At 69.8% G+C, this 25,127-nt stretch carries 26 protein-coding genes and 2 tRNA genes; 17 read left to right on the top strand and 11 right to left on the bottom strand.

Going from position 1 to position 25,127, the window contains the following annotated elements; all coding sequences use genetic code 11:
- Positions 1 to 2: 2 nt before the first annotated feature.
- The 10 genes from AC3B5L_RS13040 (at position 3) to AC3B5L_RS12995 (ending at position 8,595) form a co-directional block, all read left to right on the top strand.
- Positions 3 to 203 carry a DUF4244 domain-containing protein gene (locus AC3B5L_RS13040; protein WP_259951391.1) on the top strand — a complete coding sequence of 67 codons (201 nt, stop codon included), beginning with the start codon at positions 3 to 5 and terminating at the stop codon, positions 201 to 203.
- Between the two features lie 62 nt (positions 204 to 265).
- A complete protein-coding gene (locus AC3B5L_RS13035) occupies positions 266 to 559 on the top strand; it encodes a TadE family type IV pilus minor pilin (protein ID WP_490095850.1) in 294 nt (97 codons plus the stop codon).
- Positions 559 to 888, top strand: a complete 330-nt coding sequence (locus tag AC3B5L_RS13030; protein WP_490095849.1) for a helicase — start codon at positions 559 to 561, stop codon at positions 886 to 888. Before AC3B5L_RS13035 ends, AC3B5L_RS13030 begins: the two co-directional genes overlap by 1 nt.
- Before the next feature lie 78 nt (positions 889 to 966).
- Positions 967 to 3,846: a type I DNA topoisomerase gene (gene topA, locus AC3B5L_RS13025; RefSeq protein WP_259951393.1), complete on the top strand. Its 2,880-nt coding sequence runs from the start codon at positions 967 to 969 to the stop codon at positions 3,844 to 3,846.
- Entirely contained in the window at positions 3,843 to 4,472 is a 630-nt protein-coding gene (gene tmk / locus AC3B5L_RS13020; protein ID WP_259951394.1) for a dTMP kinase, read from the top strand. The genes topA and tmk overlap by 4 nt, the downstream gene beginning before the upstream one ends.
- An 83-nt stretch (positions 4,473 to 4,555) precedes the next feature.
- Positions 4,556 to 5,713, top strand: coding sequence for a DNA polymerase III subunit delta' (locus AC3B5L_RS13015; protein WP_187662107.1), 1,158 nt, complete (start codon positions 4,556 to 4,558; stop codon positions 5,711 to 5,713).
- Positions 5,710 to 7,263 carry an alpha/beta hydrolase gene (locus AC3B5L_RS13010; protein ID WP_490095848.1) on the top strand — a complete coding sequence of 518 codons (1,554 nt, stop codon included), beginning with the start codon at positions 5,710 to 5,712 and terminating at the stop codon, positions 7,261 to 7,263. The genes AC3B5L_RS13015 and AC3B5L_RS13010 overlap by 4 nt, the downstream gene beginning before the upstream one ends.
- 69 nt (positions 7,264 to 7,332) lie before the next feature.
- Positions 7,333 to 7,405, top strand: a tRNA-Thr gene (locus tag AC3B5L_RS13005).
- A gap of 78 nt (positions 7,406 to 7,483) precedes the next feature.
- On the top strand, positions 7,484 to 8,065 hold the full coding sequence (locus tag AC3B5L_RS13000) for an isochorismatase family protein (protein WP_187662105.1): 582 nt from the start codon (positions 7,484 to 7,486) through the stop codon (positions 8,063 to 8,065).
- Positions 8,062 to 8,595, top strand: coding sequence for a DUF1697 domain-containing protein (locus tag AC3B5L_RS12995; RefSeq protein ID WP_490095847.1), 534 nt, complete (start codon positions 8,062 to 8,064; stop codon positions 8,593 to 8,595). The genes AC3B5L_RS13000 and AC3B5L_RS12995 overlap by 4 nt, the downstream gene beginning before the upstream one ends.
- Here AC3B5L_RS12995 and AC3B5L_RS12990 read toward each other — a convergent pair.
- Positions 8,576 to 8,794: a hypothetical protein gene (locus AC3B5L_RS12990; protein ID WP_259951397.1), complete on the bottom strand. Its 219-nt coding sequence runs from the start codon at positions 8,792 to 8,794 to the stop codon at positions 8,576 to 8,578. The two genes, AC3B5L_RS12995 and AC3B5L_RS12990, sit on opposite strands and share 20 nt — an antisense overlap.
- Before the next feature lie 25 nt (positions 8,795 to 8,819).
- On the opposite strand from AC3B5L_RS12990, the gene AC3B5L_RS12985 reads away from it, so the two are divergent.
- On the top strand, positions 8,820 to 9,338 hold the full coding sequence (locus tag AC3B5L_RS12985) for a CGNR zinc finger domain-containing protein (protein WP_259951398.1): 519 nt from the start codon (positions 8,820 to 8,822) through the stop codon (positions 9,336 to 9,338).
- A 3-nt stretch (positions 9,339 to 9,341) separates the two neighbouring features.
- On the opposite strand, the gene AC3B5L_RS12980 is transcribed toward AC3B5L_RS12985, so the two are convergent.
- A complete protein-coding gene (locus tag AC3B5L_RS12980) occupies positions 9,342 to 9,887 on the bottom strand; it encodes a type 1 glutamine amidotransferase domain-containing protein (RefSeq protein ID WP_025104283.1) in 546 nt (181 codons plus the stop codon).
- 157 nt (positions 9,888 to 10,044) lie between these two features.
- Between AC3B5L_RS12980 and AC3B5L_RS12975 the strand changes: the two genes are divergently transcribed.
- Positions 10,045 to 10,509, top strand: coding sequence for a hypothetical protein (locus AC3B5L_RS12975; RefSeq protein ID WP_259951399.1), 465 nt, complete (start codon positions 10,045 to 10,047; stop codon positions 10,507 to 10,509).
- A gap of 8 nt (positions 10,510 to 10,517) precedes the next feature.
- Here the strand turns inward: AC3B5L_RS12975 and AC3B5L_RS12970 are convergent.
- Positions 10,518 to 10,590: transfer RNA gene (locus AC3B5L_RS12970), tRNA-Lys, on the bottom strand.
- A 135-nt stretch (positions 10,591 to 10,725) separates the two neighbouring features.
- A complete protein-coding gene (locus tag AC3B5L_RS12965) occupies positions 10,726 to 11,385 on the bottom strand; it encodes a fasciclin domain-containing protein (RefSeq protein ID WP_187662100.1) in 660 nt (219 codons plus the stop codon).
- Between the two features lie 167 nt (positions 11,386 to 11,552).
- Between AC3B5L_RS12965 and AC3B5L_RS12960 the strand changes: the two genes are divergently transcribed.
- From AC3B5L_RS12960 to AC3B5L_RS12940, 5 genes are all read left to right on the top strand, one after another.
- Positions 11,553 to 13,265, top strand: a complete 1,713-nt coding sequence (locus tag AC3B5L_RS12960; RefSeq protein ID WP_259951400.1) for a cytochrome c biogenesis protein DipZ — start codon at positions 11,553 to 11,555, stop codon at positions 13,263 to 13,265.
- A 31-nt stretch (positions 13,266 to 13,296) separates the two neighbouring features.
- The gene (gene sigK, locus AC3B5L_RS12955) at positions 13,297 to 13,899 is read left to right on the top strand and encodes an ECF RNA polymerase sigma factor SigK (RefSeq protein ID WP_187662098.1); all 603 of its coding nucleotides are present in this window, start codon (positions 13,297 to 13,299) and stop codon (positions 13,897 to 13,899) included.
- Positions 13,896 to 14,669, top strand: coding sequence for an anti-sigma factor (locus AC3B5L_RS12950; protein ID WP_490095846.1), 774 nt, complete (start codon positions 13,896 to 13,898; stop codon positions 14,667 to 14,669). Before sigK ends, AC3B5L_RS12950 begins: the two co-directional genes overlap by 4 nt.
- Before the next feature lie 29 nt (positions 14,670 to 14,698).
- Positions 14,699 to 15,328, top strand: a complete 630-nt coding sequence (locus tag AC3B5L_RS12945) for a hypothetical protein (protein ID WP_060923078.1) — start codon at positions 14,699 to 14,701, stop codon at positions 15,326 to 15,328.
- A 171-nt stretch (positions 15,329 to 15,499) separates the two neighbouring features.
- Positions 15,500 to 16,384 carry an aminodeoxychorismate lyase gene (locus AC3B5L_RS12940; protein ID WP_268776739.1) on the top strand — a complete coding sequence of 295 codons (885 nt, stop codon included), beginning with the start codon at positions 15,500 to 15,502 and terminating at the stop codon, positions 16,382 to 16,384.
- Positions 16,385 to 16,516: 132 nt separating this feature from the next.
- On the opposite strand, the gene AC3B5L_RS12935 is transcribed toward AC3B5L_RS12940, so the two are convergent.
- The 7 genes from AC3B5L_RS12935 to AC3B5L_RS12905 all read right to left on the bottom strand — a co-directional run bounded on the left by AC3B5L_RS12935 (position 16,517) and on the right by AC3B5L_RS12905 (position 25,108).
- The gene (locus AC3B5L_RS12935) at positions 16,517 to 17,329 is read right to left on the bottom strand and encodes a hypothetical protein (RefSeq protein ID WP_259951401.1); all 813 of its coding nucleotides are present in this window, start codon (positions 17,327 to 17,329) and stop codon (positions 16,517 to 16,519) included.
- Positions 17,330 to 17,617: 288 nt separating this feature from the next.
- A complete protein-coding gene (pstB, locus tag AC3B5L_RS12930) occupies positions 17,618 to 18,397 on the bottom strand; it encodes a phosphate ABC transporter ATP-binding protein PstB (protein WP_025104291.1) in 780 nt (259 codons plus the stop codon).
- 29 nt (positions 18,398 to 18,426) lie between these two features.
- Entirely contained in the window at positions 18,427 to 19,524 is a 1,098-nt protein-coding gene (gene pstA / locus AC3B5L_RS12925) for a phosphate ABC transporter permease PstA (protein ID WP_259951402.1), read from the bottom strand.
- A 1-nt stretch (position 19,525) separates the two neighbouring features.
- Positions 19,526 to 20,509, bottom strand: a complete 984-nt coding sequence (gene pstC, locus AC3B5L_RS12920; RefSeq protein WP_187662094.1) for a phosphate ABC transporter permease subunit PstC — start codon at positions 20,507 to 20,509, stop codon at positions 19,526 to 19,528.
- A 106-nt stretch (positions 20,510 to 20,615) separates the two neighbouring features.
- Positions 20,616 to 21,719, bottom strand: coding sequence for a phosphate ABC transporter substrate-binding protein PstS (locus tag AC3B5L_RS12915; RefSeq protein ID WP_187662093.1), 1,104 nt, complete (start codon positions 21,717 to 21,719; stop codon positions 20,616 to 20,618).
- Positions 21,720 to 21,956: 237 nt separating this feature from the next.
- Complete coding sequence (locus AC3B5L_RS12910; protein WP_259951403.1) at positions 21,957 to 22,943, bottom strand: NUDIX hydrolase; 987 nt, start codon at positions 22,941 to 22,943, stop codon at positions 21,957 to 21,959.
- Positions 22,940 to 25,108: an RNA degradosome polyphosphate kinase gene (locus tag AC3B5L_RS12905; RefSeq protein WP_187662091.1), complete on the bottom strand. Its 2,169-nt coding sequence runs from the start codon at positions 25,106 to 25,108 to the stop codon at positions 22,940 to 22,942. The genes AC3B5L_RS12910 and AC3B5L_RS12905 overlap by 4 nt, the downstream gene beginning before the upstream one ends.
- Positions 25,109 to 25,127 lie beyond the last annotated feature (19 nt).

Below are 25,127 nucleotides of genomic sequence, written 5' to 3'. Positions count from 1 at the left end.
AGATGAATGACACCCTTCCCACCCTGAACCGACGCCGCGCCCTCGCTCTCTTCGGGGACGACACCGGCGCGGCGACCGCCGAGTACGCCATCACCACGATGGCCGCTGTCGCGTTCGCGGGACTGCTGGTGGCCATCATGCGCTCGGATGAGGTGCGGGGCATCCTCACGGGGCTTGTCCGCCGCGCCCTGACCGTGTCGTGACGGCCCCTCGCGAGCGACCGCGCGGCGGGAGCGAACGAGGCGCCGTCGCGGCGGAGCTCGCCATGGCGCTGCCCGCCGTCGTGCTGGTGCTGCTGCTCGGGGCCGGGGCTCTCGCGGCCGCGTCCCGGCAGGTGGCGCTCCAGGATGCGGCAGCGGACGCAGCCCGCCTGCTCGGACGGGGCGAGGACACGGCGACGGCTGCGCGCATCGTGCACGCGGCGGTCCCCGGCGCCGGGGCCTCGTTCGCCTCCACCGGGGACCCGGTGTGCGCCACGGTGACCCTCCGGGTCTCGGTCGGCGCCGTCATCAGCTTCCCCTTGCGCGCCTCGAGCTGCGCACTCGATGGGGGCCGTTGATGGCGGGCTCGGCGCTCGCGGCCGCCCTCCTCGTCGTGAGCGCGACCTTGTCCGTCGGGCTCGCGGCGGTGGGCGGTGCGGCGGTCACGGCACAGCGCGCGGCGGGGGCGGCCGACGCCGCCCCACTCGCCGCGGCCGATGCCGCCAGCGGTGCCGTGGCGACGGCGGATGAGCCGTGCGCGCTCGCGGCGAGGGTCGCCGCGGCAGGCGGGGCGGCGTTGACGAGCTGTTCGCTGGAAGGGTATGTGGCGACCGTGTCTGTGGAGGCGGCGTACGCTGGACTCGCCGCCGTCTCCCGAGCCCGCGCCGGGCCACCCGAGGAATCATGACGGCGGCCTTACCCCTCGCCCGCTGTGAACGACCCCGAATAGCGGTGTGTATGGTGTGCTTCGAAGAAAGGACGCCCCTTGGCTGAAGGCAAGAAGCTCGTCATCGTCGAGTCCCCGACGAAGATGCGGTCTATTCAGGGATACCTCGGCGACGGTTACGAGGTGCTCAGCTCCGTCGGCCACATCCGCGATCTCGCCGACAAGAAGGACATCCCGGCCGAGGACAAGAAGGCGTACGGCAAGTACTCCATCGACATCGACAACGGCTTCGACCCCTACTACGTGGTGTCGGACCGCAAGACCAAGACGGTCGCCGAACTCAAGCGCGCGCTCAAGCACGCCGACGAGGTCCTGCTCGCCACTGATGAGGACCGCGAGGGCGAGGCGATCGCCTGGCACCTACTGGAGACGCTGAAGCCGAAGGTGCCGGTCAAGCGCATGGTGTTCCACGAGATCACCAAGGACGCGATCCAGGCCGCGGTCGGCAACACCCGCGAGCTCGACCATGCCCTCGTCGACGCGCAGGAGACCCGGCGCATCCTCGACCGCCTCTACGGGTGGGACGTCTCGCCCGTGCTCTGGTACAAGGTCAAGACGGGGATCTCCGCCGGTCGGGTGCAGTCCGCCGCGACGCGCCTCATCGTCGACCGTGAGCGCGAGCGCATGGCCTTCGTGTCCGCGGAGTACTGGGACGTGGACGCCGACGCCGCGGCGACCGGCACCTCCTTCCGCATCCGCCTCGTGCGCGTGGACGGCGGACAGCTCGCCCGGGGGTCCGACTTCGACGACACCGGGAAGCTCAAGAAGGCGGTCGTCGTCCTCGACGAGGCCAAGGCGGCTGCCCTGGCGCGAGCCGTCGACGCCGCGGGGGCGGGAACCGTCACCAAGGTCGAGGCCAAGCCCGGCACCCGCAGCCCGTATGCACCGTTCACGACCTCCACGATGCAGCAGGAGGCGGGGCGCAAGCTCTCGATGAGTGCGAAGCAGGCGATGAGCGTCGCCCAGCGCCTCTACGAGAAGGGGTACATCACCTATATGCGTACCGACTCCACGGCGCTGAGCACCCAGGCGGTGCAGGCGGCGCGGAGCCAGGCAGTGGCTCTCTACGGCGACAGCGCGGTGCCCCTGAAGCCGCGCGTGTACAAGTCGAAGAGCAAGAACGCCCAGGAGGCGCACGAGGCGATCCGTCCCTCGGGGGAGAACTTCCGCACGCCGTCCTCGCTGTCCGGCGAGCTCGACCGCGAGGAGCAGCGGCTCTACGACCTCATCTGGAAGCGCACCGTCGCCAGCCAGATGTCGGACGCGAAGTACGAGACGACGACCGTCACCATCGCGGTCGAGGCGGACGGCCAGACCGCCGAGTTCACTGCCTCGGGCACCGTCTACACCTTCAAGGGCTTCCTGGAGGCGTACGAAGAGGGGCGTGACGAGAAGCGCAGCGACGCGGACGCCGCCGAGAACCAGTCCCTGCCCGCGGTCTCCGTCGGGGATGAGCTGGCCGTGTCCGCCGCGGAGGCGAAGGGGCACCGCACCACGCCGAAGCCGCGCTACACCGAGGCCTCGCTGGTGAAGGTGCTCGAGGAGAAGGGCATCGGCCGTCCGTCGACCTTCGCCACGATCCCGGAGACCATCCTCGACCGCGGGTACGCGGTCAAGCGCGGACAGGCCCTCGTGCCGACATGGCTCGCGTTCAGCGTGGTGCGCCTGCTCGAGGAGCACTTCGCCGAGCTCGTCGACTACGACTTCACCGCCGCGCTGGAGGACGATCTCGACACCATCGCACGCGGCGAGCAGAACCGCGTGGAGTGGCTCAAGTCGTTCTACTTCGGCTCCGACTCGCACGTGGGGCTCCGACAGGTCGTCGACAATCTCGGGGAGATCGATGCCCGCGCGCTGAACTCGACGCGGATCACCGACACTGCGACGCTGCGCTTCGGCAAGTACGGCCCCTACCTCGAGGTGGCGGACCCGAAGGATCCGGAGGCCAAGCCGCGCATCGTCAACGTCCCCGAAGACCTCGCTCCCGACGAGCTCACGGCGGAGAAGGCCCAGGAGCTCATCGATGCGCCGGTCGCCGGCGACCGCGTCCTCGGCGTGAACCCGGAGAACGGCAAGGTCGTCGTCGTCAAGGACGGCCGCTTCGGTCCCTACGTGCAGGAGAACGATCCGGTCTCCGACGATGCCGCCGTCGACGAGGCCACCGGTGAGGTCGTCGACCTTCGACAGGCTCAGGCACCCAGCGCGAAGGGGAAGCGCGGCGCGAAGAAGGAAGCGGCGCCCAAGCCCCGCACCGCCTCGCTGTTCCGCTCGATGTCGGTGGACACGATCGACCTCGACACCGCGCTGCAGCTGCTGAGCCTGCCCCGCGTCGTCGGCGTCGACCCGGAGACGGGTGACGAGATCACCGCGCAGAACGGGCGCTTCGGTCCGTATCTGAAGAAGGGCGCCGATTCCCGGTCGCTGGAGAGCGAGTCGCAGATCTTCGACGTGACTCTGGAGCAGGCACTGGAGATCTACCAGCAGCCCAAGTACGGCGCCCGCCGGGCGTCGAGCGCGCTGGCCGAGTTCGACGCCGACCCGGTGAGCGGCAAGCCCATCCGTGTGCGCGACGGCCGGTTCGGGCCGTACGTCACCGACGGTGAGACGAACGTCACGATCCCGCGCGGACAGACCCCGGACGACATCACGTTCGAGATCGCCGTGCAGATGCTCGCGGACAAGCGCGCCAAGGGTCCGGCGCCCAAGCGCGGAGCGGCCAAGAAGGCTCCCGCGAAGAAGGCTCCGGCCAAGAAGGCCCCTGCCAAGAAGGCTCCGGCGAAGACGGCCGCCTCCACCGCGAAGAAGTCCACGGCGAAGACGTCGACCACCTCCGCGGCCCGTTCCGCGGCGGCCAAGAAGGCGGCGGCGACCCGGGCGGCGAATGCGGCGGCGAAGGCAGCACAGAAGGCGGACTCGTGACCGCAGGCTCCGGCCTCTGGATCACGCTGGAGGGCGGGGACGGCTCCGGGAAGACCACCCAGTCGAACCTCCTGGCCACCTGGCTGGAGCAGAGCGGTCAGACGGTCGTGCGCACCCGGGAGCCGGGAGGTTCCGAGGTCGGGCAGCTCATCCGCGACATCGTGCTCCACCACCGCGGCGACATCGCCCCGCGTGCGGAGGCGCTGCTCTACGCCGCCGATCGCGCACACCACGTCGCCACGGTCGTCCGACCCGCACTCGCTCGCGGTGAGATCGTGCTGCAGGACCGCTACCTCGACTCCTCGGTGGCCTACCAGGGCGCCGGACGTGTTCTGGACGCCACGGAGATCCGCGACCTGTCGCTCTGGGCCGCCGAAGGGGCTCTTCCGGATCTCACCGTCCTGCTGGACCTCGATCCGGCCACCGCGCGCATGCGCCTCGATTCGGCCGACAAGCCGTTCGACCGGCTGGAGGCCGAGAAGGAGGCCTTCCACTCCCGCGTGCGCGAGGCCTACCTCGACCTGGCCCGCGCGGAGCCTGGGCGGTTCCTCGTGATCGATGCCGCGGACGCACCCGAGCGCATCGCCGACCGCATCCGCGCCCGGGTCTCCGCCCTCATCGACTGATCCTCCCCGGAGACATCGTCATCCGGACGGACGCGGAGTCGCCGGGTGGTGGGAGCGTCGGCGGTGCCGATTAGGCTGAGTGCATGCCCTCGACCCTCGCCCCGCCTTTTCCGTGGGCAGACGTCTGGGGGCAGGAAGCCGCCGTCGAGACGCTGCGCTCCGCCTCATCCGATCCGGCCGCACTCTCGCACGCCTGGCTGATCACCGGCCCTCCGGGGTCCGGACGGTCGACCCTCGCCTATGCCTTCGCCGCCGCGCTCATCGCCGAGGGGCCCGACGACGAGGCCACGATGCGCCAGGTCCTCGCCGGGACGCACCCCGATGTGACCGCATTGCGCACCGACAAGGTGATCATCACCATCGCCGAGGCGCGCGCCCTCGTCGAACGCTCCTACTTCGCCCCGTCCGCCGGTCGCTACCGGGTCATCGTGGTGGAAGACGCCGATCGGATGGTGGAGCGCACCTCCAACGTGCTGCTCAAGGCACTGGAGGAGCCGCCGGAGCAGACCGTCTGGATCCTGTGCGCGCCGAGTGAGGCCGATCTCCTCCCCACGATCCGGTCGCGCGTGCGGTCGCTCCGCCTCCGCGAGCCCGACGTGGCGGACGTGTCCCGCCTCATCAGCCTCCGCACGGGTGTGGACGAGGCGGTCGCCGAGCAGGCCGCCCGACACGCGCAGCGGCACATCGGCATGGCTCAGCGTCTGGCCACCGACGATGCCGCGCGGCGCCGCCGCGACGAGACGCTCCGTGCTGTGATGGGGGTGCGCGGGGTCAACGACGCCGTCGAGGTCGCCGGACGCATCATCCAAGCGGCGACGGAAGACGCCAAGGCCCTCACCGCCGAGCGGGACGCGGCCGAACGCGCCGCCCTGCTGCGCACCGTCGGGGTCGCCGAGGGTCAGGCGGTGCCTCCGGCGCTGCGCGCTCAGGTGTCGGCACTGGAGGACGATCAGAAGAAGCGGGCCACGCGGAGTCTGCGGGACGGCATCGACCGCGTCCTCACCGACCTCCAGTCGCTCTTCCGCGACGTCGTGATGCTGCAGTACGGTCGCGGAGACGACCTCATCAACCGCGAGCTGCATGCCGAACTTGCCGGGCTCGCGTCCGCATGGAGCGTGGAGCGCACGCTCGTCGTGCTCGACCACCTGGCCGAGACCCGTGAGGCGCTGGAGCGCAACGTCGCCCCGCTGCTCGCGCTCGAGAGTTTGCTCGTGACCGTCACGAGCGGGAGGAAACCGTGAAGACTCGATCCCTGCCCCGCCTCCGTCGCTCCGCGGCGCTCATCGCCGGTCTTGCCGCCGCCTCGGTCGCGCTCTCCGGGTGCCTCTACGCCATGATCCCGGAGCAGTCCTCGAAGCCGGCCGTGGAGAAGACCCCGGACACCGAGGGCGTCGCCGAAGAACTCCTGCCCTACTACTCCCAGGAGCTGGACTGGACCGAGTGCGGCCAGGGCTTCGACTGCACCACCGTCACCGCCCCGCTCGACTGGGAGGACCCGAGCGTGGGAGAGATCGAGCTCGCCGTGGTGCGGCACCGCGCCGAGGGCGAGGCTGTCGGCTCGCTGCTCACGAACCCCGGAGGACCCGGTTCCAGCGGCGTCGACCTCATCCAGGGCAGCTTGGACTATGCGGTCGGCCCGGCGCTCATCGAGAACTACGACGTGATCGGCTTCGACCCCCGCGGTGTCGGGGCCTCCACCGCCGTCACCTGCTACGACGCGAAGGAGATGGACGACTACCTCTACGGTATCCCCGCCGCGCCGCGGGGCACCCCGGAGTGGGAGTCCGAGCTGCTCGACTCCGCTCGCGCCTTCGGAGAGGCGTGCGACGCGAACAGCCAGGGGATCCTGCCGTACATCACCACGGTCAACGCCGCCCGCGACATGGACGTCCTCCGCGCCGTCCTCGGCGACAAGGAGCTCAACTACCTCGGGTACTCGTACGGCACGTTCCTCGGCGCGACCTACGCCAAGCTCTACCCGGAGAAGGCCGGACGGCTCGTGCTCGACGGGGCGATCGACCCCTCCGTCCCCGGTCTCGACGTCGGCGCCACGCAGGCACTCGGCTTCGAGTCGGCACTGCGGGCCTACATGCAGAACTGCCTCGACTCCGGCTCCTGCCCCTTCAGCGGGACGGTCGACGAGGCGATGGCCGATCTCGGCGCCCTGCTCGCGAGCGCGGACCGCACGCCGTTGAAGAACGGCGACGGCCGGCTCATGGGCGCCGACGCCCTGATGACGGCGATCATCGCGGCGCTGTACTCGGAGGACAGCTGGGAGATCCTGACCCAGGCCCTGGACGAGGCGCTGCAGGGCGACCCGTCGACGGCCTTCCGCCTCGCCGACTTCTACAACGGTCGGGAGAACGGCACCTACATCGACAACTCGACCGAGGCCTTCCGTGCGTACAACTGCATGGACTACCCGGTCGAGGACGACCCTGCGGCCGAGGCGGCCACCGAGAAGAAGATCGCGGAGGGGGCGCCGACCATCGCTCCGTACTGGTCGGGACCCGACCCGTGCGAGATGTGGCCGTATCCGCCCACCGGCACCCGCGAGAAGATCACCGCGGAAGGCGCGGGTCCCATCGTCGTCGTCGGCACCACCAACGATCCCGCGACCCCGTACGAGTGGTCGGAGTCGCTCGCCGACCAGCTCTCCGAGGGCGTCCTCATCACCCGTGTGGGCGAGGGGCACACCGGCTACAACAAGGGCAACGTCTGCGTGGATGACGCGGTGGAGGCCTTCCTGCTCGAAGACGTGGTGCCGGAGGACGGCCTGCGCTGCGAGTGAGCGCGCCTCGATTCGCGAGCGAGCGCGAGACAGGGTAATATCGGTGATCGCGCCGCTCACGCGTCGCACGCCGCTTTAGCTCAGTCGGCAGAGCATTTCACTCGTAATGAAAAGGTCGTCAGTTCGATTCTGACAAGCGGCTCAGGAAAACCCCCGGAACCCTCGTGGTCCCGGGGGTTTCCTCGTCTCCGGGCCCGGCCGTGGGGCGTACGCTCGGAGCATGAGCAGAGCGCTTCTCATCGTCGACGTGCAGAACGACTTCACCGAGGGCGGCGCCCTGGCCGTCCAGGGTGGTGACGCGGTGGCCGCCGCGATATCCGCCCACCTCGCGTCGCACGCCGCCGACTATGAGGTCATCGTGGCCTCCCGGGACTGGCACGACGCGGACGGCGACAACGGCGGGCACTTCTCCTCCACCCCCGACTACACCGACTCCTGGCCCGTGCACTGCGTCGCCGGCACCGCGGGGGCGGACTACGATCCGCTGCTGGTGACGGACGGCGTCACCCACCACGTGCGAAAGGGTCAGGGGCGCCCGGCGTACTCGATGTTCGAGGGCGTGTCCGACGACGGCGCGACGGTCGCCGCGGTCCTCAGCGCCGCGGGGGTCGTCACGGCGGACGTCGTCGGCATCGCCACAGACCACTGTGTCCGCGCCTCGGGACTCGACGCGATTGCCCACGGCGTCCACGTCCGCATCCTCACGGACCTGATCGCCGGAGTCGCCCCCGAATCGAGCGCCGCGGCCCTCGCCGAACTCGCGCATGCCGGTGCCGAACTCCTCGAGAGCGCGGAGGCGTGAGTCGCAGCGTCCTCCTCCTCCGCGCGGTCAACGTCAGCGGACGCAGCAGCGTACCCATGGCCCGGCTGCGGGAAGTCCTCGACGCCGAGACCGACCTGCAGGACGTCTCCACCTACATCGCCAGCGGCAACATCGTCTGCGCGACCCCGCGAGACCCGGCGGCGTCCTGCGCGACGGTGCGCGCGCTGATCGCAGCCGAGTTCGGTGTCGACACCCCGGTCATCAACCGCACGCACGCCGAGCTCGCCGACTCCGAGGCGGCCCAACCCTTCCCGGAGGGGGATCTGAAGCTGGTGCACGCGATGTTCCTCGAGGGTGCTCCGGCGGCCGGCGCCCTCGACGCCCTGCAGGGACGTCTCGTGCCGGGAGAGCGTCTCGCCCTGGTCGGGCACGATCTGTGGATCGACTACGCCGCCGGGGGAGTGCACACGACCAGACTCACGAAGGCGGTGCTCGACCGTGCGCTCGGGACTGCCGGGACGGCCCGTAACCTGCGCACCGTGCGGAAGCTCATCGCCCTGACGGCATGACCACCGCGCGGCTCAGCGCGGCCGGTGGCACCTGAGCGTGCGCGGCCAGGTCGACCCGGCGGGAATCGCAGCCGACGCAACGGACGTAGACGACGACGCCCTCGCTGGTGGGATGGCGCGACTCCACGAGCCAGGCGTGCTCATGGGTGTCGGCGGGGGAGGCGAGCCGGGGGATCGGAAGGGTGTCGGAGGAGGTCATGGGACCAGCGTGATGTAATGGTCTTATGCATCTCAACCCTTACGGCGAGTATGCGGTGCTCCTTGCCGCCTCCCTCGCGAATGACTGGCCGGAGGACCGCGCGGGGATCGAGGAGCGCACGCTCGCGCTGGGGATGACGCAGACGTTTCCCCCGGCACCCGATGACCACGCGGAGGTGCGCGCCGTGATCGACGACTGGCTGGCCATCGTCGACGAACCGGACGCCGATGCGCGGGCCGCTCTGCTCAACGATCAGCTCGCCGCCGCTGGGGCCTATCCGCGGCTCACCAACCACGATGACGAGGGGTGGCATCTGCACTATCGCGACGACGTGCGCTCCTTGCCCTTCGTGCTGCGCGCGATCATCAACCTCGGCACCGCGCTGCACCTCGTGACGAGGGGGATGAACCGCCTCGGACGCTGCGACGCTCCGCCGTGCACGAACGTCGTCGCGGATGTGACGCGCAACGGCCGCCAGCGGTTCTGCTCCGTGAGGTGCGCGAACCGGGCGGCCGTGCGGCGCCATCGGGCGCGCGTCGGCTGAGCATCAGGCGGTCTGCCCCGCGTGCTTGCCCTCGCCGATCTCCTCGACGAGCTTGGCGTTGAACGCCGGGAGGTCGTCGGGGGTGCGGCTCGACACGAGACCCTCGTCGACCACGACCTCCTCGTCCACCCAGCTCGCGCCGGCGTTGCGGAGGTCGGTCTTCAGGCTGGGGTAGCTCGTGATCGTCCGACCGTCGACGACACCGGCCTCGATGAGGATCCAGGCGCCGTGGCAGATCACGCCGACGGGCTTGTGCTGCTCGAAGAACGCACGGGCCAGGTCGATGGAGGCCTGATCCATGCGGAGGTGGTCGGCGTTCACCACGCCGCCCGGCAGCACGAGCGCGTCGAACTGGTCGGCGGAGGCGTCGGCGGCCTTCAGGTCGACAGCCTGCTCATGTCCGTTCTTGCCGGTGATCGCGGCACCGTCCGGCGCGATGAGAGTGGCGCTCGCGCCCTCCGTCGTCACCGCCTCCCAGGGGCTCGTGAGCTCGCTGTCCTCGAAGCCGTCCGTCGCCAGGAATGCCACGCGGTTTCCGGTGAGAGTCATGGTCCGTCCTTTCGGTGGGAAGTCGCCCTGTTCCGGGGACTCCTCGACCCTCTCGCAGGGCTCCGGGCGTCGCCAGGGGGTGGCCAGCCGGAGACGACGGTGATACAGAGCGGCCGCGCTGGAGGGAAGGGCATCGGCGACTCGATACGATCCAGACATGCGCCTCCGTCCCGCTCTCCTCCTCCTGCCGGTGCTGGTCGTCCTCGCCGGCTGCACGCCGGCCCCGGAACCGACGCCGACCGCGACCTCCAGCGACACGGCGACGCCGTCGTCCTCGCCCGCCCCCACGCCGACCCCGACGCCCGCGGAGACGTCGTCGCCGCCGGCCGCCGGTGCCTTCACGAAGGGGCAGCTCGTCTCCCTCTGCACCGACAAGATCCGCACGATCTCGCCGAACGCCACGTTCTTCGCCGACATGGCGACCACCGAGTGGCTGGAACAGTCGGCGGTGTGGTTCGTGGCCGTCCCGGAGACGATCGACGGTCAGGACAACGTCGCCGTCTGCGGCATCGGGGGGAGCCCTGACGCTCCCGACTTCGTGATGCACGGCGAGACGCTGCCGGACGGCGTCGCCGGGATCCGCGACGACCTGCTCGCCGGGAACGCCGGCGGCGACGACTGAGGATGCGGTGGGCCCCGTGGGGCTCGAACCCACGACCCGCGGATTAAAAGTCCGATGCTCTGCCAACTGAGCTAGAGGCCCGTGCTCCCAGTCTAGGGGGCGCACGACGAGGGGCCGTCGGCGCCACAGCCGCCGACGGCCCCTTCACCTGCCCCGTGTCCCTCCTGACAACAGGGGAGGCCGTGTGCCGGTCGGGTCACCGGCACCGTCCCTGGCTTACTCAGCCGGGGGCATCAGGACCGAGTCGATGAGGTACACGGTCGCGTTCGCGGTCTGCACGCCGCCGCAGATGACGTTGGCGTCGTTGACCATCCACTCGTCACCGCTGCCGGTCACCTCGAGGTCGGCGCCCTGGACGGTGGTGTGCATGCCCTCGATGTCGGACGGCTCGATCTGGCCGGGGACCACGTGGTACGTGAGGATCGAGGTCAGCAGGTCGCTGTCGGTCTTCAGGGTCTCGATCGTCGCGGCGTCGATCTTCGCGAAGGCGTCGTCGACCGGTGCGAACACGGTGAACTCGTCGCCGTTGAGCGTGTCGACGAGGTTCACGTCGGGGTTCAGCTCACCGCTGACGGCCGAGACGAGCGTCGTCAGCATCGGGTTGTTCGAGGCGGCGACCGCCACCGGGTCCTGGGACATGCCCTGGATCGAACCGGCGCCGTCCGGGACCTCTTCGGCGTACGCCGCGCAGCCGGGACCGACGAGGTTCGCGGCGGGGTCCATCTCCATCGGCGTCGACTCCGACGACTCCGGCGTCGTCGGCTCCGACGACTCCTCCGTGCTCGTCCCGCTGCCCATGGAACATGCCGAGAGCAGGAATGCGCTCGCCAGACCCAGGGTGACTGCTGCGGTGACCTTCTTCTTGGTGCTGAACATGTCGAGCTCCTTCGAAACTCCGGCCACGGCCTCTCCGTGGCGTCGAGGGCTGTTCGGAAGCCTCCGCGGATCGGATGGGAGGAATTTCGAGATTCTCCGAAATGGGATCCGATCCAATCCGTTGCGGGGGGTCGGCGCGAACAGCACCCGACAGAGACGAGGACCTCATGGACCTGATCATCATCGGCCTGCTCGGCGGGCTCATCACCGGCATCTCGCCGTGCATCCTGCCCGTGCTCCCGGTGATCTTCCTCACCGGCGGCGCCCAGTCGGCGTCGTACGAGGGGGAGGCGGTGCCGGCGAAACGCAGCCGCCCCTACTTCGTCATCGCGGGGCTCGTGCTCAGCTTCACGCTCGTGACGCTCGCCGGGTCGCTTCTCCTCGGACTGCTGAACCTGCCGCAGGACATCATCCGCTGGGTCGGCATCGCGGTGCTGGTCATCATCGGGGTGGGACTCATCGTGCCGCGGTTCCAGCACATCCTGGAGCGGCCGTTCCAGCGCTTCGGGCAGCGCGAGGTGAAGAACCGCGGTAACGGGTTCGGCGTCGGTCTCGCCCTCGGGGCGGTCTTCGTCCCGTGCGCGGGTCCTGTCCTCGCGGCGATCATCGTCGCGGGCTCCACCGGGCAGATCGGCGTCGGCACCGTGCTGCTCACCGTCTCCTTCGCGATCGGCGTCGCCGTGCCCCTGTTGGTCTTCGCGCTCGCCGGTCGCAGCGTCATCGAGCGCATCCGGGCCTTCCGCACGAAGGAACGGGCGCTCCGGATCGCCGCCGGGGTGGCGATGATCGCGCTCGCCGTGGGTCTCGTCTTCAACGTGCCGCAGGCGCTGCAGCGTCTGCTCCCGGACTACACCGCACCGCTGCAGGAGCAGATCGCCGACTCCGAGCAGGTGCAGGACGCCCTCGACCTCGGCGGCCTGGTCAACGAGGAGAACAAGGACCTCGACCAGTGCACGAACGGCGCGACCGAGCTCGAGTCCTGCGGAACGGCGCCGTCCATCAAGGGCATCCAGCAGTGGCTCAACACCCCGGACGGGGCAGCGATCGACCTGAAGGACCTGCGCGGGCAGGTGGTGCTCATCGACTTCTGGGCGTACTCCTGCATCAACTGCCAGCGCTCCATCCCGCACGTCGTGGCCTGGGATGAGACCTACCGTGATGCGGGGCTGCAGGTGATCGGCGTCCACTCGCCCGAGTACGCGTTCGAGAAGGACCCGGGGAACGTCGCCGCCGGCGCACGCGACTTCGGCATCGAGTACCCCGTCGCGCTCGACAACACGCTCTCCACCTGGACCAACTACCGCAATCGGTACTGGCCCGCGCACTACCTCATCGACGCGGAGGGCACCGTGCGCCACATCTCCTTCGGTGAGGGCAACTACGCCGCGACCGAGAAGATGATCAGGGAGCTGCTGCAGGACGCCGACCCCGACGTCGAGCTTCCCGCCGCCACGGATGTGAAGGACGAGACCCCCGAGGTGGGAGCCACGACCCGGGAGACCTTCCTCGGCTCCTCGAAGGACGTCAACTACGGCGGCGGCGACGAGTACCGTCGCGGCGACGACAGCTTCACCTTCCCCGACGACCAGCCGGACGACAGCTTCGCGCTGGACGGGGACTGGACCGTGGACACCCAGTACGTGACGCCGACGGCTGACGACGCGCGGATCCGGCTGCAGTATCGCGCGGCCGAGGTGCGCATGGTCGTCGCGGGGTCGGGTGAGGTCGTGGTCACGGACGCCGACGGGAACGAACAGACGATCCGGATCGACGGAACGCCGCGTTCGTACGGCCTGCTCGAGGAGGGCGACATCGAGAAGGGCACGTTCACGCTCGAGGTCCCCACCGGCGTCGAGGTGTATTCGTTCACATTCGGGTGACGTCTGCACGGGAAGAGGGAGGAGATACGGCATGCTTATGGAGATGGTCATCGATGGGATGGACGTCCCCGAGGACGGGGCGGCGCCGCAGGATGCTGTCGCCGACCTCCTCGTCCGCGTCGCCTCCGGTGATCAGGCTGCCTTCGCCGCGCTGTATGACTCCCTCTCCTCCCGTGTGTTCGGCCTCATCCTCCGCGTGCTCGTGAACCGCGCGCAGAGCGAGGAGGTGCTGCAGGAGGTGTTCCTCGAGATCTGGCAATCCGCTTCCCGGTTCGCTCCGAACAAGGGACAGGGACGAACCTGGGTGATGACGATCGCGCATCGCCGGGCCGTGGATCGGGTGCGGGCTTCGCAGTCGAGTGCGGACCGGGACGTGCGTGCGGGCTATCGAGACCTCGGCGTCGCGCACGACAGCGTGGCGGAACGGGTCGAACTGGGGATCGAGGGAGAGCGGGTCGTCGCAGCGCTGACGGGGCTTCCCGAGGCGCAGCGGGAGGCGCTCGTCCTCGCCTACTACGGCGGTTACAGTCAGAACGAGATCGCGGCGCTCGTGGGAGCACCGCTCGGCACGATCAAGACACGGATGAGAGACGGGCTGACTCGGCTCCGCACGGCGATGGGGGTGACGGCATGAACGAGAAGGACTTCGCAGAACTCGCGGCAGGTGCCGCGCTCCACGCGCTGTCGGCGGACGACGAGCGTCGGTACCGACGCGCCCTCGCCGAGCATCCGGAGTGGGCGGCGCAGCACGACGCCGACGCCGAGGCTGCTGCTCTCCTCGCTGACGGCATGGCTCCGGTCGCTCCGCCCGCCGGCATCCGCGCGGCCCTGCTCGCCCAGATCGCCCAGACTCCGCGGGATGACGCCACGGACCCCGAGGTCGACCCGGAGGTCCCGGCGGCGGCGAGTTCGATTCCCGCCGATGAGACGGCGCCCCGCACGCCCCGACGCTGGACCCGGCTCGCGTTCGCGCTCGCCGCATGTCTCGCGCTCCTGGTGGGTGTCGGTATCGGTGCCGTCGCCCTCAACGATCAGCTGAACCGGCCGGAGAGCGTCGTCGCGCTGCAGGAGATCGAATCCGCGGGCGATGCGCAGAAGGCCACGGTGGAGCTCGACGACGGTGCGACGGCCACCGCGCACTGGTCGGGCTCGGTCGGCAAGGCCGTGCTGGTCACGGATGGGCTGCCCGAGGTCGCGGACGGGAAGACGTACGAGCTGTGGTTCGTGCGCGGGGAGGACCCGATCGCCGCCGGCGTGTTCGATGTCGACGGTGGGGAGGCCACCGCGCTCCTCGAGGGCGAGATGCAGGCCGGCGATGCCATCGCGGTGACGGTCGAGCAGGAGGGCGGATCGCCGTCCGGACTGCCCACGACCGACCCGGTGATCGTCATCCCGACGGCCTGAGCGGCCCCGGTCCGGCGTACCCTGGAGGGATGCCCGAGCAGCACCACCGTCCCGTGCGTCGACCGACGAGCGCCTTCGACAACATCGTCGGCGCCCATGACCCCGCCGAGGAAACGCGCGTCGCGCACGCCACCGCCTCCGCGCTGCTGACCCGCGTCCGCGAGGACGAGAGCGGGGCGAGCGTCGAACGGCTGATCGCCTTCACGAGCGAGCACGGCATCGACGAGATCGCGGAACTGTGGTCGAAGGCGCCGTCACGCACCCTCCCGGGGTCGCTGTGGCGACTGTACGTCCTCCAGCTCGCCATCCACGGCGATCCGCGCACGGCGGCCCTCCTCTACGACCGCGGGCGGGTCGAACTGCCGTCGGCCGATGCCGTGGTCGCCGGTGCACCGGTGCCGGCGAGCCCGGACGAGCTCGTGGCGCTCATCGACACGATCCTGCGCGGCGCCTTCCGCGGCGACTTCGCCGTGGCGCTGGAGCGCGCGGCGGCGTTCTGCCGCGTCCAGGCCTCCGGCGCGACGCACACCGCCGACGACTACGAGCCGACGGAGCCCGCCCGTGCCAGCGAGCTCACCACGCGGGCGCTGCGGCTGAGCAGCTATGCCCAGGACCTCGCGGCGTCGGCGGCTCTGTGGCGCACCGGAGCGCTGGCCTGAGTTCGGCTCTGTCGGGACGGCATCCGGACAGAGAAAGACCGGGCCGCAAGAACGCCTCTCGGCGGAAGGCCGCTCGCAGCGGCGAAAATTGGAGCCCGGGGTTATGCGGCCCGGCCACTCCAGTGTAACGCGAGGACGCGGTGGGTATTCCCGGCGGCCTAGGCTCGTCACATGACCCGTCGCTTCGCCCTCATGATCGACCCCGTCGCCGCCGACGAGCAGCGTGACGACTACGCCGACACGTTCACGCAGGTGGACGCCGCGGCCCCCGCCCTCAGCGTCGGCGAGCTGAGCACGCAACGGGGCGACGGCGTGTTCGAGTCCATCGGCGTGATCGACGGACATGCGCAGGAGGTCGTCCCGCATCTGGAACGCCTTGCGCACTCGGCGCGACTCTGCGACCTCCCGGTGCCGAACCAGGAGCAGTGGCGTCAGGCGATCCAGCAGGCCGCAGCACAGCTCGGGGCGGGGGAGTCGGTCATCAAGCTGATCCTCAGCCGGGGCGTCGAGCACGGGCCGACGCCGACCGCCTGGGTGACGGCGGCTCCGGCGGCGGACTTCGCGGCGGTGCGGCGGAACGGCGTCAAGGTCGTCACCCTGGACCGCGGATACGACCTCGGCGCCGCGGAACGCGCCCCCTGGCTGCTGCTCGGGGCCAAGACGCTGTCCTACGCCGTGAACATGGCGGCCCTGCGCGAGGCCAAGCGCCGCGGAGCCGACGACGCGATCTTCCTGTCGAGCGACGGCTTCGTGCTGGAGGCTCCGACAGCCTCCCTCATCCTGCGCGTCGGCGACCGGTTCACGACCCCGGCCCCGAACGGCGGCATCCTGCACGGGACCACGCAGCTCAGCGTCTACGACCACCTCCTCGCACGCGGCTTCGAAGTGGGGTACGACCGCATCCCCGCCGCCGATCTGACGCAGGCCGATGCCGCGTGGCTCGTGTCGAGTGTGCGTCTCGCGACCGCCATCACCGCGATCGACGGCACGCCGGTTCCCGTGGACACCGCCCTCACGGACGACCTCAACACCTACCTCCTCTCCCCGCGCGACTGAGGTCCTCCCGCTCCCCGGACACGAGTTCGGAGACGTCGGACGACACGCCGACACTCACCGCCCGATTCCGGCGTGTCCTCGATGATCTCCGAAGCTGTGCACGGCACAGGGCGGCAAGATGCTGGGCCGAGGTCAGGGGCGGCGACGCATGGTCTCGACGATGGCGCGCTCGACGAGGGGCCAGTCATGGAGGACCATCGCGTAGTCGAAGCGGAGCGTGGGGTGACCCCAGCCGGCAGCGGTCGCATCGCGGACCAGATCGCGGTGCCGGAGCGAGCTCTCCTCGTGGTTGGCGCGTCCGTCGGTCTCGATGATGAGCCAGCCGTCGATGAGGAGGTCCACCCGGCCCGTTCCGACCACGCCGACCTGCGTCCGCACGCGCCACCCATACCGCCGGATCCGCAGCCGCACCAGAGACTCCAGCCCGCTGTCGGCGTCGGCACGCGAGAACGCGATGAGGTCGCGTCCCTCGGCTCCGAGCCGGTCGCCGAGCCGGCGCAGCCCGACCTCGTCGATGAGTCCGAGCCGGCGGGCGGACTCCACAGCGACGAAGAACGCCTCCGGCCCTCGGCAGCCGTAGATCTGCCGGAGCACGAGGGGCACCCCCGGCTGCTCGAAGGCACTGCTCGACGTCGCAGCATCCCAGTGCGTCACGCACCGGCAGTCCTCGTGCGGATACTGGTGGCGGTCGTGGTGCATCCAAACGTGCAGGGCCGGCTCGTCGAGCACCCAGAGCCCGAGATGCCGCGCTGCGGACTCGCAGCCGAGGACCCCGCCGTGGGCGGCGGCGGTCACGACCTCCACGCAGGCGCGGTCCGTTGCGTAGACCCCGCGCCGCACCCGGAGGAGGGTGCCGCCGCGCACCCGACGCTCGATCTGCCGTCGTCCGTGTCGTGAGCGCAGCGCGGCATACGTCCACACCTGCGTCCCTCGCCCCGTGCACATCCCGCCATCATTCGCGCCGTCTCGGCCTCCCCGGCCGCGACTCGCCTCGGTAGCCCACCGCCTGTGGACGGTCCTCCCGACTCGCGATCTGTGCAGGAGTCACGACCCGGGCAGAGCTTCGGAGATCGAAGGAGACACGCCGTGGCCGGAGCCCGGGCGACGGCGTGTCGCGCGGCATCTCCGAAGTTGTGCCCGGGGACAGGCCCGGGGACGGGCCCGGGGACGGGCGGGGGACAGGTTCGGGCCCGGACGCGAGGCGTCCGGGCCCGAAGGTCGAAAGAGTGCGGGTCAGCCGAAGCGGCCGGAGACGTAGTCCTCGGTGGCCTGGACGGACGGGGTGGTGAAGATGCTCGTGGTGTCGTCGTACTCGATGAGCTTGCCGGGCTTCCCGGTGCCGGCGATGTTGAAGAACGCCGTCTTGTCGGAGACTCGGGACGCCTGCTGCATGTTGTGCGTGACGATCACGATCGTGAACTCGTTCTTCAGCTCGCCGATCAGCTCCTCGATCGCGTAGGTCGAGATGGGGTCGAGCGCCGAGCACGGCTCATCCATCAGCAGCACCTCGGGGGAGACGGCGATCGCGCGGGCGATGCACAGGCGCTGCTGCTGGCCGCCCGAGAGTCCGGAGCCGGGACGGTCGAGGCGGTCCTTGACCTCGTTCCACAGGTTCGCGCCGGTGAGGGACTTCTCGACGAGGTCGTCCTGCTCGCTCTTCGACATGCGCTTGTTGTTGAGCTTCACACCCGCGAGCACGTTCTCCTTGATCGACATCGTCGGGAACGGGTTCGGGCGCTGGAACACCATGCCGACCTGGCGACGCACGAGCACGGGGTCGACACCGGCACCGTAGAGGTCCTTGCCGTCCAGGAGCACTTCGCCCTCCACACGGGCGCCGGGGATGACCTCGTGCATGCGGTTGAGGGTGCGGAGGAAGGTGGACTTGCCGCAGCCGGACGGGCCGATGAAGGCCGTGACGCTGCGCGGCTGGATGTCGAGGGAGACGCCTTCGACCGCGAGGAAGTTGCCGTAGTAGACGTTGAGGTCGTTGACTTCGATGCTCTTGGACACGTGGATTCCTATTCTGAGTGGTCGGGCGCTCAGCGGCCGTTGACCTTCGGGGCGAACAGCTTCGCGATCAGGCGCGCGAGCAGGTTCAGCACCATGACGATGAGGATGAGGGTGAGGGCGGCGGCCCAGGCGCGCGCGACGGCGGCGTCCGGGCTCGTGCCCTGGTTCATGTACTGGTTGTAGGCGAACACCGGGAGGGTCATCATCTGGCCGTCGAAGATGTTCGTGTTCAGGCTCTGCGTGAAGCCGGCGGTGAGCAGCAGCGGGGCGGTCTCGCCGATCACGCGGGAGATGGCGAGCATCACCGAGGTCATGATGCCGGCGATCGAGGTGGGCAGCACGACCTTGAGGATCGTGAGCCACTTCGGCACGCCCAGGGCGTAGGAGGCCTCGCGCAGCTCGTTCGGAACGATCCGCAGCAGCTCCTCGCTGCCTCGCACCACCACCGGGGTCATCAGCACCGCGAGCGCGAGCGCGCCCATGAAGCCCATCGAGATGCCGGGGCGGATCAGGAGCGCGAACACCGCGTAGATGAACAGACCGGCGACGATCGAGGGGATGCCGGTCATCACGTCGACGAAGAACGTGATGGCCTTGGCGATCTTGCCGCGGCCGTACTCGACGAGGTAGATCGAGGTCATCAGGCCGACCGGCACCGAGATGATCGTGGCCGTGAGCGTGATGAGGACGGTGCCCCAGATCGCGTGCACGACGCCGCCGCCGTCGCCGACGACGTTGCGCATCGAGTAGGAGAAGAACTCGGCGTCGAAGCGCTCGATGCCGTTCGCCACCACGGTCCACAGCAGCGAGATCAGCGGCAGCAGGGCGATGAGGAAGGCCGTGGCGACGAGGGCCGTCATCAGGCGGTCCACGGCCTTCCGGCGGCTCTCCGCGATGGAGGAGATCACGGTGATGATCACCATGTAGAGCAGGATGCCGACGATGACGGTGCCCGCGATGTTGAAGTCGGCGAGCGGGGTGTCGGACCCGGCGGCGGCGACGCCGAAGACCGCGGCGGACACGACGAAGGAGACGCCGAGAAGGGCCCACGGCGCCCACTTCGGCAGACGGCCGGAGGTGAGGGCGGTGGTGCTCGCGGCGGGCGGAGCGCTGGTGAGGGCGGTCATGTCAGTTCGCTCCCGAGAACTCGGCGCGGCGGGCGACGATCCAGCGCGCCACCGCATTGACCGCGAAGGTCACGACGAAGAGGATGAGGCCGGTCGCGATCAGCGTGTTCACGCCGGTGCCGTGCGCCTCAGGGAAGGCGAGGGCGATGTTCGCGGGGATCGGCGTCGGGTTCGTGGCGGTCAGCACGAGGAAGCTGACCACCGCAGAGGGGGAGAGCACCATCGTCACGGCCATGGTCTCGCCGAGTGCGCGGCCGAGGGCCAGCATCGCGGCCGACACCATGCCGCCGCGGGCGAAGGGGAGGACGGCCATGCGGACCATCTCCCAGCGGGTGGAGCCGAGGGCGAGGGCCGCCTCCTCATGGAGCTTCGGGGTCTGCAGGAAGACCTCGCGGCAGATGGCGGTCATGATCGGGATGCACATCACGGCGAGCACGAGGGCGGCGGTGAGGATGGTCTTCCCGGTCGCGGAGACCTGACCGCCGAAGAACGGCACCCACGACGCGTTCTCGTTGAGCCAGACGTAGATCGGCTGCAGCATGGGCGCGAGCACGAGGCCGCCCCAGAGGCCGAAGACCACGGAGGGCACCGCGGCGAGCAGGTCGATGATGTAGCCGAGGAAGGCGGCGAGTCGGCGGTGCGCGTAGTGCGAGATGAAGAGGGCGATGCCGATCGCGATGGGCGCGGCGATCAGGAGGGCGATGAACGACGCCCAGAGCGTGCCGAAGACGAGGGGCCACACGTACACCCAGAACGACTCGCCCCGGAGGATGTGGTTGTCGGTGGTGTCGAGCTGGAAGGCCGGCAGGCTCTGGATGACGAGGAAGGCGGCGACGAGCGCCAGCACGACCAGGATGATGATGCCGGCCGCCAGCGCGGTGCCGGAGAAGACCCGGTCGCCGAGGCGCTGCTTGGCCTTGATCGGTGTGGGCGGCGCCGGTGTCGGTGCCGGTGCCGTTGTCGGCTCCTGCGCGGTCGTGCTCATGATCTCCCTGTTTCGGGCCGGGTGGAGATGGATCGGGTGCTGACCTGGCGGAGCCCCCGCGCCCGCTCGGGGACGCGGGGGCACCGTCGTCAGTGGATCGGCAGGATCAGCCGACCTGGATCAGGTCGATCGCGGCCTGGACCTGCTCGCGCAGGCCGTCCGAGATCGGGGCGCTGCCGGCGTTCTCCGCGGCGGCATCCTGGCCCTCGGCGCTCGCGACGTACGTGAAGTACTCCTTCACGAGCTCCGCGACGTTGCTGTCCTCGTACTGCTCGCAGCCGATGAGGTAGCTGACCAGGGCGATCGGGTAGGCGCCGTCCGCGGCAGCGGCCGGGTCGACGTCGAAGACGAGGTCACCCTCGCCACGGCCCTCGGCGAGCGGCGAGCCCTCGACGAGCTTCGCGGCGGCCTCGGCCGAGTAGGCGACGAAGTCCTCGCCGACGCCCACGGCGACCTGGCCGAGGCCGTCCGCCTGCGAGGCGTCGAGGAAGCCGATGGCGCCGTTGCCGGCGGTGAGAGCCTGCTTGACACCCGAGGTGCCCTGAGCAGCCTCGCCGCCCTGGATCGGCCACTCGTCCGAGACCTCGTAGGTCCAGACGTCGGGGGCCGTCGCGCTGAGGTACTTGGCGAAGGTCTCCTGCGTGCCGGAAGGGTCGGAGCGGTGCACCGGCGAGATGGCCAGGTCGGGCAGCTCGACGCCGTCGTTGAGGGCCGCGATGGCCTCGTCGTTCCAGTTGGTGATCGTGCCGGCGAAGATGCCCGCGATCGTGGCGGCGTCGAGGTTCAGCGTGTCGATGCCCTCGAGGTTGAAGGCGACCGCGACGGGGGAGATGTAGAGGGGGACCTCGACGATGTCGTCGGTGGTGCAGGCGCCGAAGCCGCCGGCGGCGATCTCCTCGTCGTTGAACGCGCGGTCGGAGCCGATGAAGTTGCTGCCGCCCTCGAGGAAGTTCTCGCGGCCGGTGCCGGAGCCGGTGGGCTCGTAGTTGACCGTCACGTCGGGGTTGGCCGTCTGGAATGCGGCGACCCAGGCCTCCTGGGCTGCGGTCTGCGAGGACGCGCCGGTCGCGTCGATCGTGCCGGAGAGCGTGGACTCCGAGGGCTCTTCGCTGGAGCCGCCGGTTCCGCCTTCGTTCGCGGCACAGCCGGCGAGGGCGAGAGCGGCGACGGCGCCGATGGCGCCGATTCGTGCGATTCGGGAGATCTTCACTGTGGATCCTTCGATCTTGGAGGGGTGGGGCCCGGTGCAGGGCACACAGTGACGCTAGGGGCGACGGTTAACGAGACTCTCCCGCGCAGGTGAACGGCAGGTGAACGGCCAGCGACTCTCTGGGGCCGATCCCCGTCGTTGTGCGGGTCCCAGGGGCGCCTCCTCCGTTCGAATCGCCCACTGTGCGCCATCCCCGGCCCGGATGCAGCCACGTGAGCGACTCGAACGAGGGAGGGGTCAGACCTTCGGCGCGTGGGTCTCGATCGAGATGATGCCGGAGCCGGGGTTCGTCGCCGAGACATGCGCCACGGAGAACGCGCCGGTCTCCAGATCGGCGGCGCTGCTGACGTAGGAGCCGTGCACGGTGCCGGTCGCGAGGGCGATCTCCGAGAGGAGCGCGGGGAGCACGGGGCCGTGACTGCAGAGCACCGCGGGCTTGCCGGCACGGATGCGGCGACCGACGACGGAGCGGAGGTCGGCGACGCCGTCCTCCCATGCGTCCTGGCTGATCTTCTCGGTGAGGACCGGCTTGCGGTCCAGGGCCTTGGCGAGCGGGGTGACGGTCTGCACGCAGCGCACCGCGTCGCTGGTGACGATCTTGCGCACGCCGAAAGCGCGGAGCGGTCCGACGATGGCCTTGGCCTGCCGCTTCCCGCGGTCGGTGAGCGGCCGGGCCGCGTCCGCCTTGTCCCACTCCGACCGGGGCAGGGCCTTCGCGTGCCGGAGGGCGATCACCGGGAAGGTCCGCAGCACGCCGTCGTCCACCAGCGCCGCGAACGCATCGAGGATCTCGAGGTCCACCGGGTAGCTCAGCGCGGCACGCGCCTTCTTCACGCTGACCCACTCGAGGGCGGCGATCTCGCGGTTCGGCACGAACGTCGAGGCGCGGATCGCGGCATCCGTGGCCTCGGCCGCCCAGTAGTGGACGACCTTCTGCTTGCGGGACGCGAGGTGATAGCGGCTGATCCCGACGGGGACGCCGAGGGCCACCCGGATGCCGGTCTCCTCGTGCACCTCGCGCACGGCGGTCTCCGCGAGCATCTCGCCCGGGTCGACCTTGCCCTTCGGGAGGGTGACGTCGCGGTACTTGGTGCGGTGGATGAGCAGGATGCGCAGCTTGCCGTCGACCAGACGCCACACGACGGCCCCGGCCGCATACACGGCCTTGTCCGCCCACTTCGCGTCCGCCGCGGACGCCGGGAGCTGGACCTGCCGCGCCGTCATCGAACCGCCCGCGCCCGACGACGTCGCTGGATCATCCCCATGGTCTTATCCTGCAGGTCGACGAGCGGCTTGCCATCGGCATCCACGGCGTGGCGCTCCCACACTCCGTCGCGGCCGAGATGCCACGACGAGGTCTGGTCGTCCATCGCCAGGTCGAAGAAGGCGGTCAGCTCCTTGAGGTGCGCGGGGTCGGTGACCCGCACCAGGGCCTCGACGCGACGGTCGAGGTTGCGGTGCATCATGTCGGCACTGCCGATGTACACCTGCGGGTCGCCGTCGTTCTCGAACGTGAAGATGCGGGAGTGCTCGAGGTAGCGGCCGAGGATGCTGCGGACCGTGATGTTGTCGCTGATCCCGTCGAGATCGGTCCGCAGGCTGCAGATGCCGCGCACCCACACGTCGACCTTCACCCCGGCGGCACTGGCGCGGTACAGCGCGTCGATGATCTCCTCGTCGACCATCGAGTTGACCTTGATGCGGATGTGCGCGGGCTTTCCCGACTCGGCGATCCGGCGTTCCGCGTCGATCAGCCGGACGAGGCCCTTGCGGAGGTGGAGCGGGGCGACGAGCAGACGCTTGAACTTCTTCTCGATCGCGTATCCGCTGAGCTCGTTGAACAGCCGCGTGAGATCCTTGCCGACCTGGGCGTCGGCGGTGAACAGCCCGAAGTCCTCGTAGATGCGGCTGGTCTTCGGGTTGTAGTTGCCGGTGCCGACGTGCGAGTAGTGCTGGAGCTTGCCGTCCTCCTCGCGGATCACGAGGGCGAGCTTGCAGTGCGTCTTGAGGCCGACCAGGCCGTACACCACGTGCACGCCGGCCTTCTCCAGCTTGCGCGCCCACACGATGTTGTTCGCCTCGTCGAATCGCGCCTTCACCTCGACGAGCGCGAGCACCTGCTTGCCTGCCTCGGCCGCGTCGATGAGGGCCTGCACGACGGGGCTGTCTCCGGAGGTCCGGTACAGCGTCTGCTTGATGGCGAGCACGTGCGGGTCGCGGGCGGCCTGCTCGAGGAACGCCTGCACGCTCGTGGTGAAGGACTCGTACGGGTGGTGCACGAGGACGTCGGACTTGCGGATCGCCTTGAAGATGTCGGCTCGGTTGCTCGACCCCGCGGGCTGGAAGGCGACGGCGGTGGTGGGCAGGTGCGGCGGGTACCGCAGGTCCGGACGGTCGATCCGCGACAGGTCGAACAGGCCGCGCAGGTCGAGGGGACCAGGGAGGCGATAGACCTCCAGGTCCGTGATGTCGAGTTCCCGGACCAGCAGGTCCATGGTGACATCGTCCATGTCATCGGTGATCTCGAGCCGGATCGGAGGGCCGAACCGACGACGCAGCAGCTCGGCTTCGAGTGCCTGGATGAGGTTCTCGCTCTCGTCCTCCTCGATCTCCACGTCCTCGTTGCGGGTGAGGCGGAACGCGTGGTGGTCGAGCACCTCCATGCCGGGGAAGAGGTCGCCGAGGTGGTTGGCGATGAGTTCCTCCAGCCGCAGGAAGCGCTTGATCTCGCCGCCGCCCGGCACCTCGACGAAGCGCGGCAGCATGGGCGGCACCTTGAGTCGCGCGAACTCCTGCCGGCCGGTCCGCGCGTTGCGGATGCGGATGGCGAGGTTCAGGGAGAGGCCGGAGATGTACGGGAACGGGTGCGCCGGGTCGACCGCGAGCGGCATCAGCACCGGGAAGACCTGCGCCCCGAAGTAGTCCGACAGCGCCCGGCGCTCGTCGTCGGTGAGATCGGACCACTCGGTGATCTCGATGCCGGAGTCGGCGAGAGCGGGACGGACGAGCGTCGTCCACGCGTCCGCGTGGCGGAGCTGGAGCGCGTGGGCCTCCCGCGAGATGTCGGCGAGGGCGTCGACGGGGGAGCGCCCGATGTTGGTCGGCACGGCGAGACCGGTCATGATGCGCCGCTTGAGCCCGGCGACACGCACCATGAAGAACTCGTCGAGGTTGCTGGCGAAGATCGCCAGGAAGTTCGCCCGCTCCAGCTCCGGCAGCGACGGATCCTCCGCGAGCTCCAGCACGCGCTGGTTGAACGCGAGCCAGCTCAGCTCGCGGTCCAGATAGCGGTGGTCGGGGAGCTGCGAGTCCGGCGCCTCGACGGCGTCGTCGAAGTCGTCGTCTTCGGCGTCACCGAGGCCGGCGTCGGCGAGTGCGGGATCGATCATGGGGTACATCTAAGCACCG

It is taken from the genome of Microbacterium sp. C-MGS6, assembly GCF_058140415.1.
The sequence above is the reverse complement of the archived record's forward strand: the minus strand, read 5'-3'. Positions and strand labels throughout refer to the sequence as shown.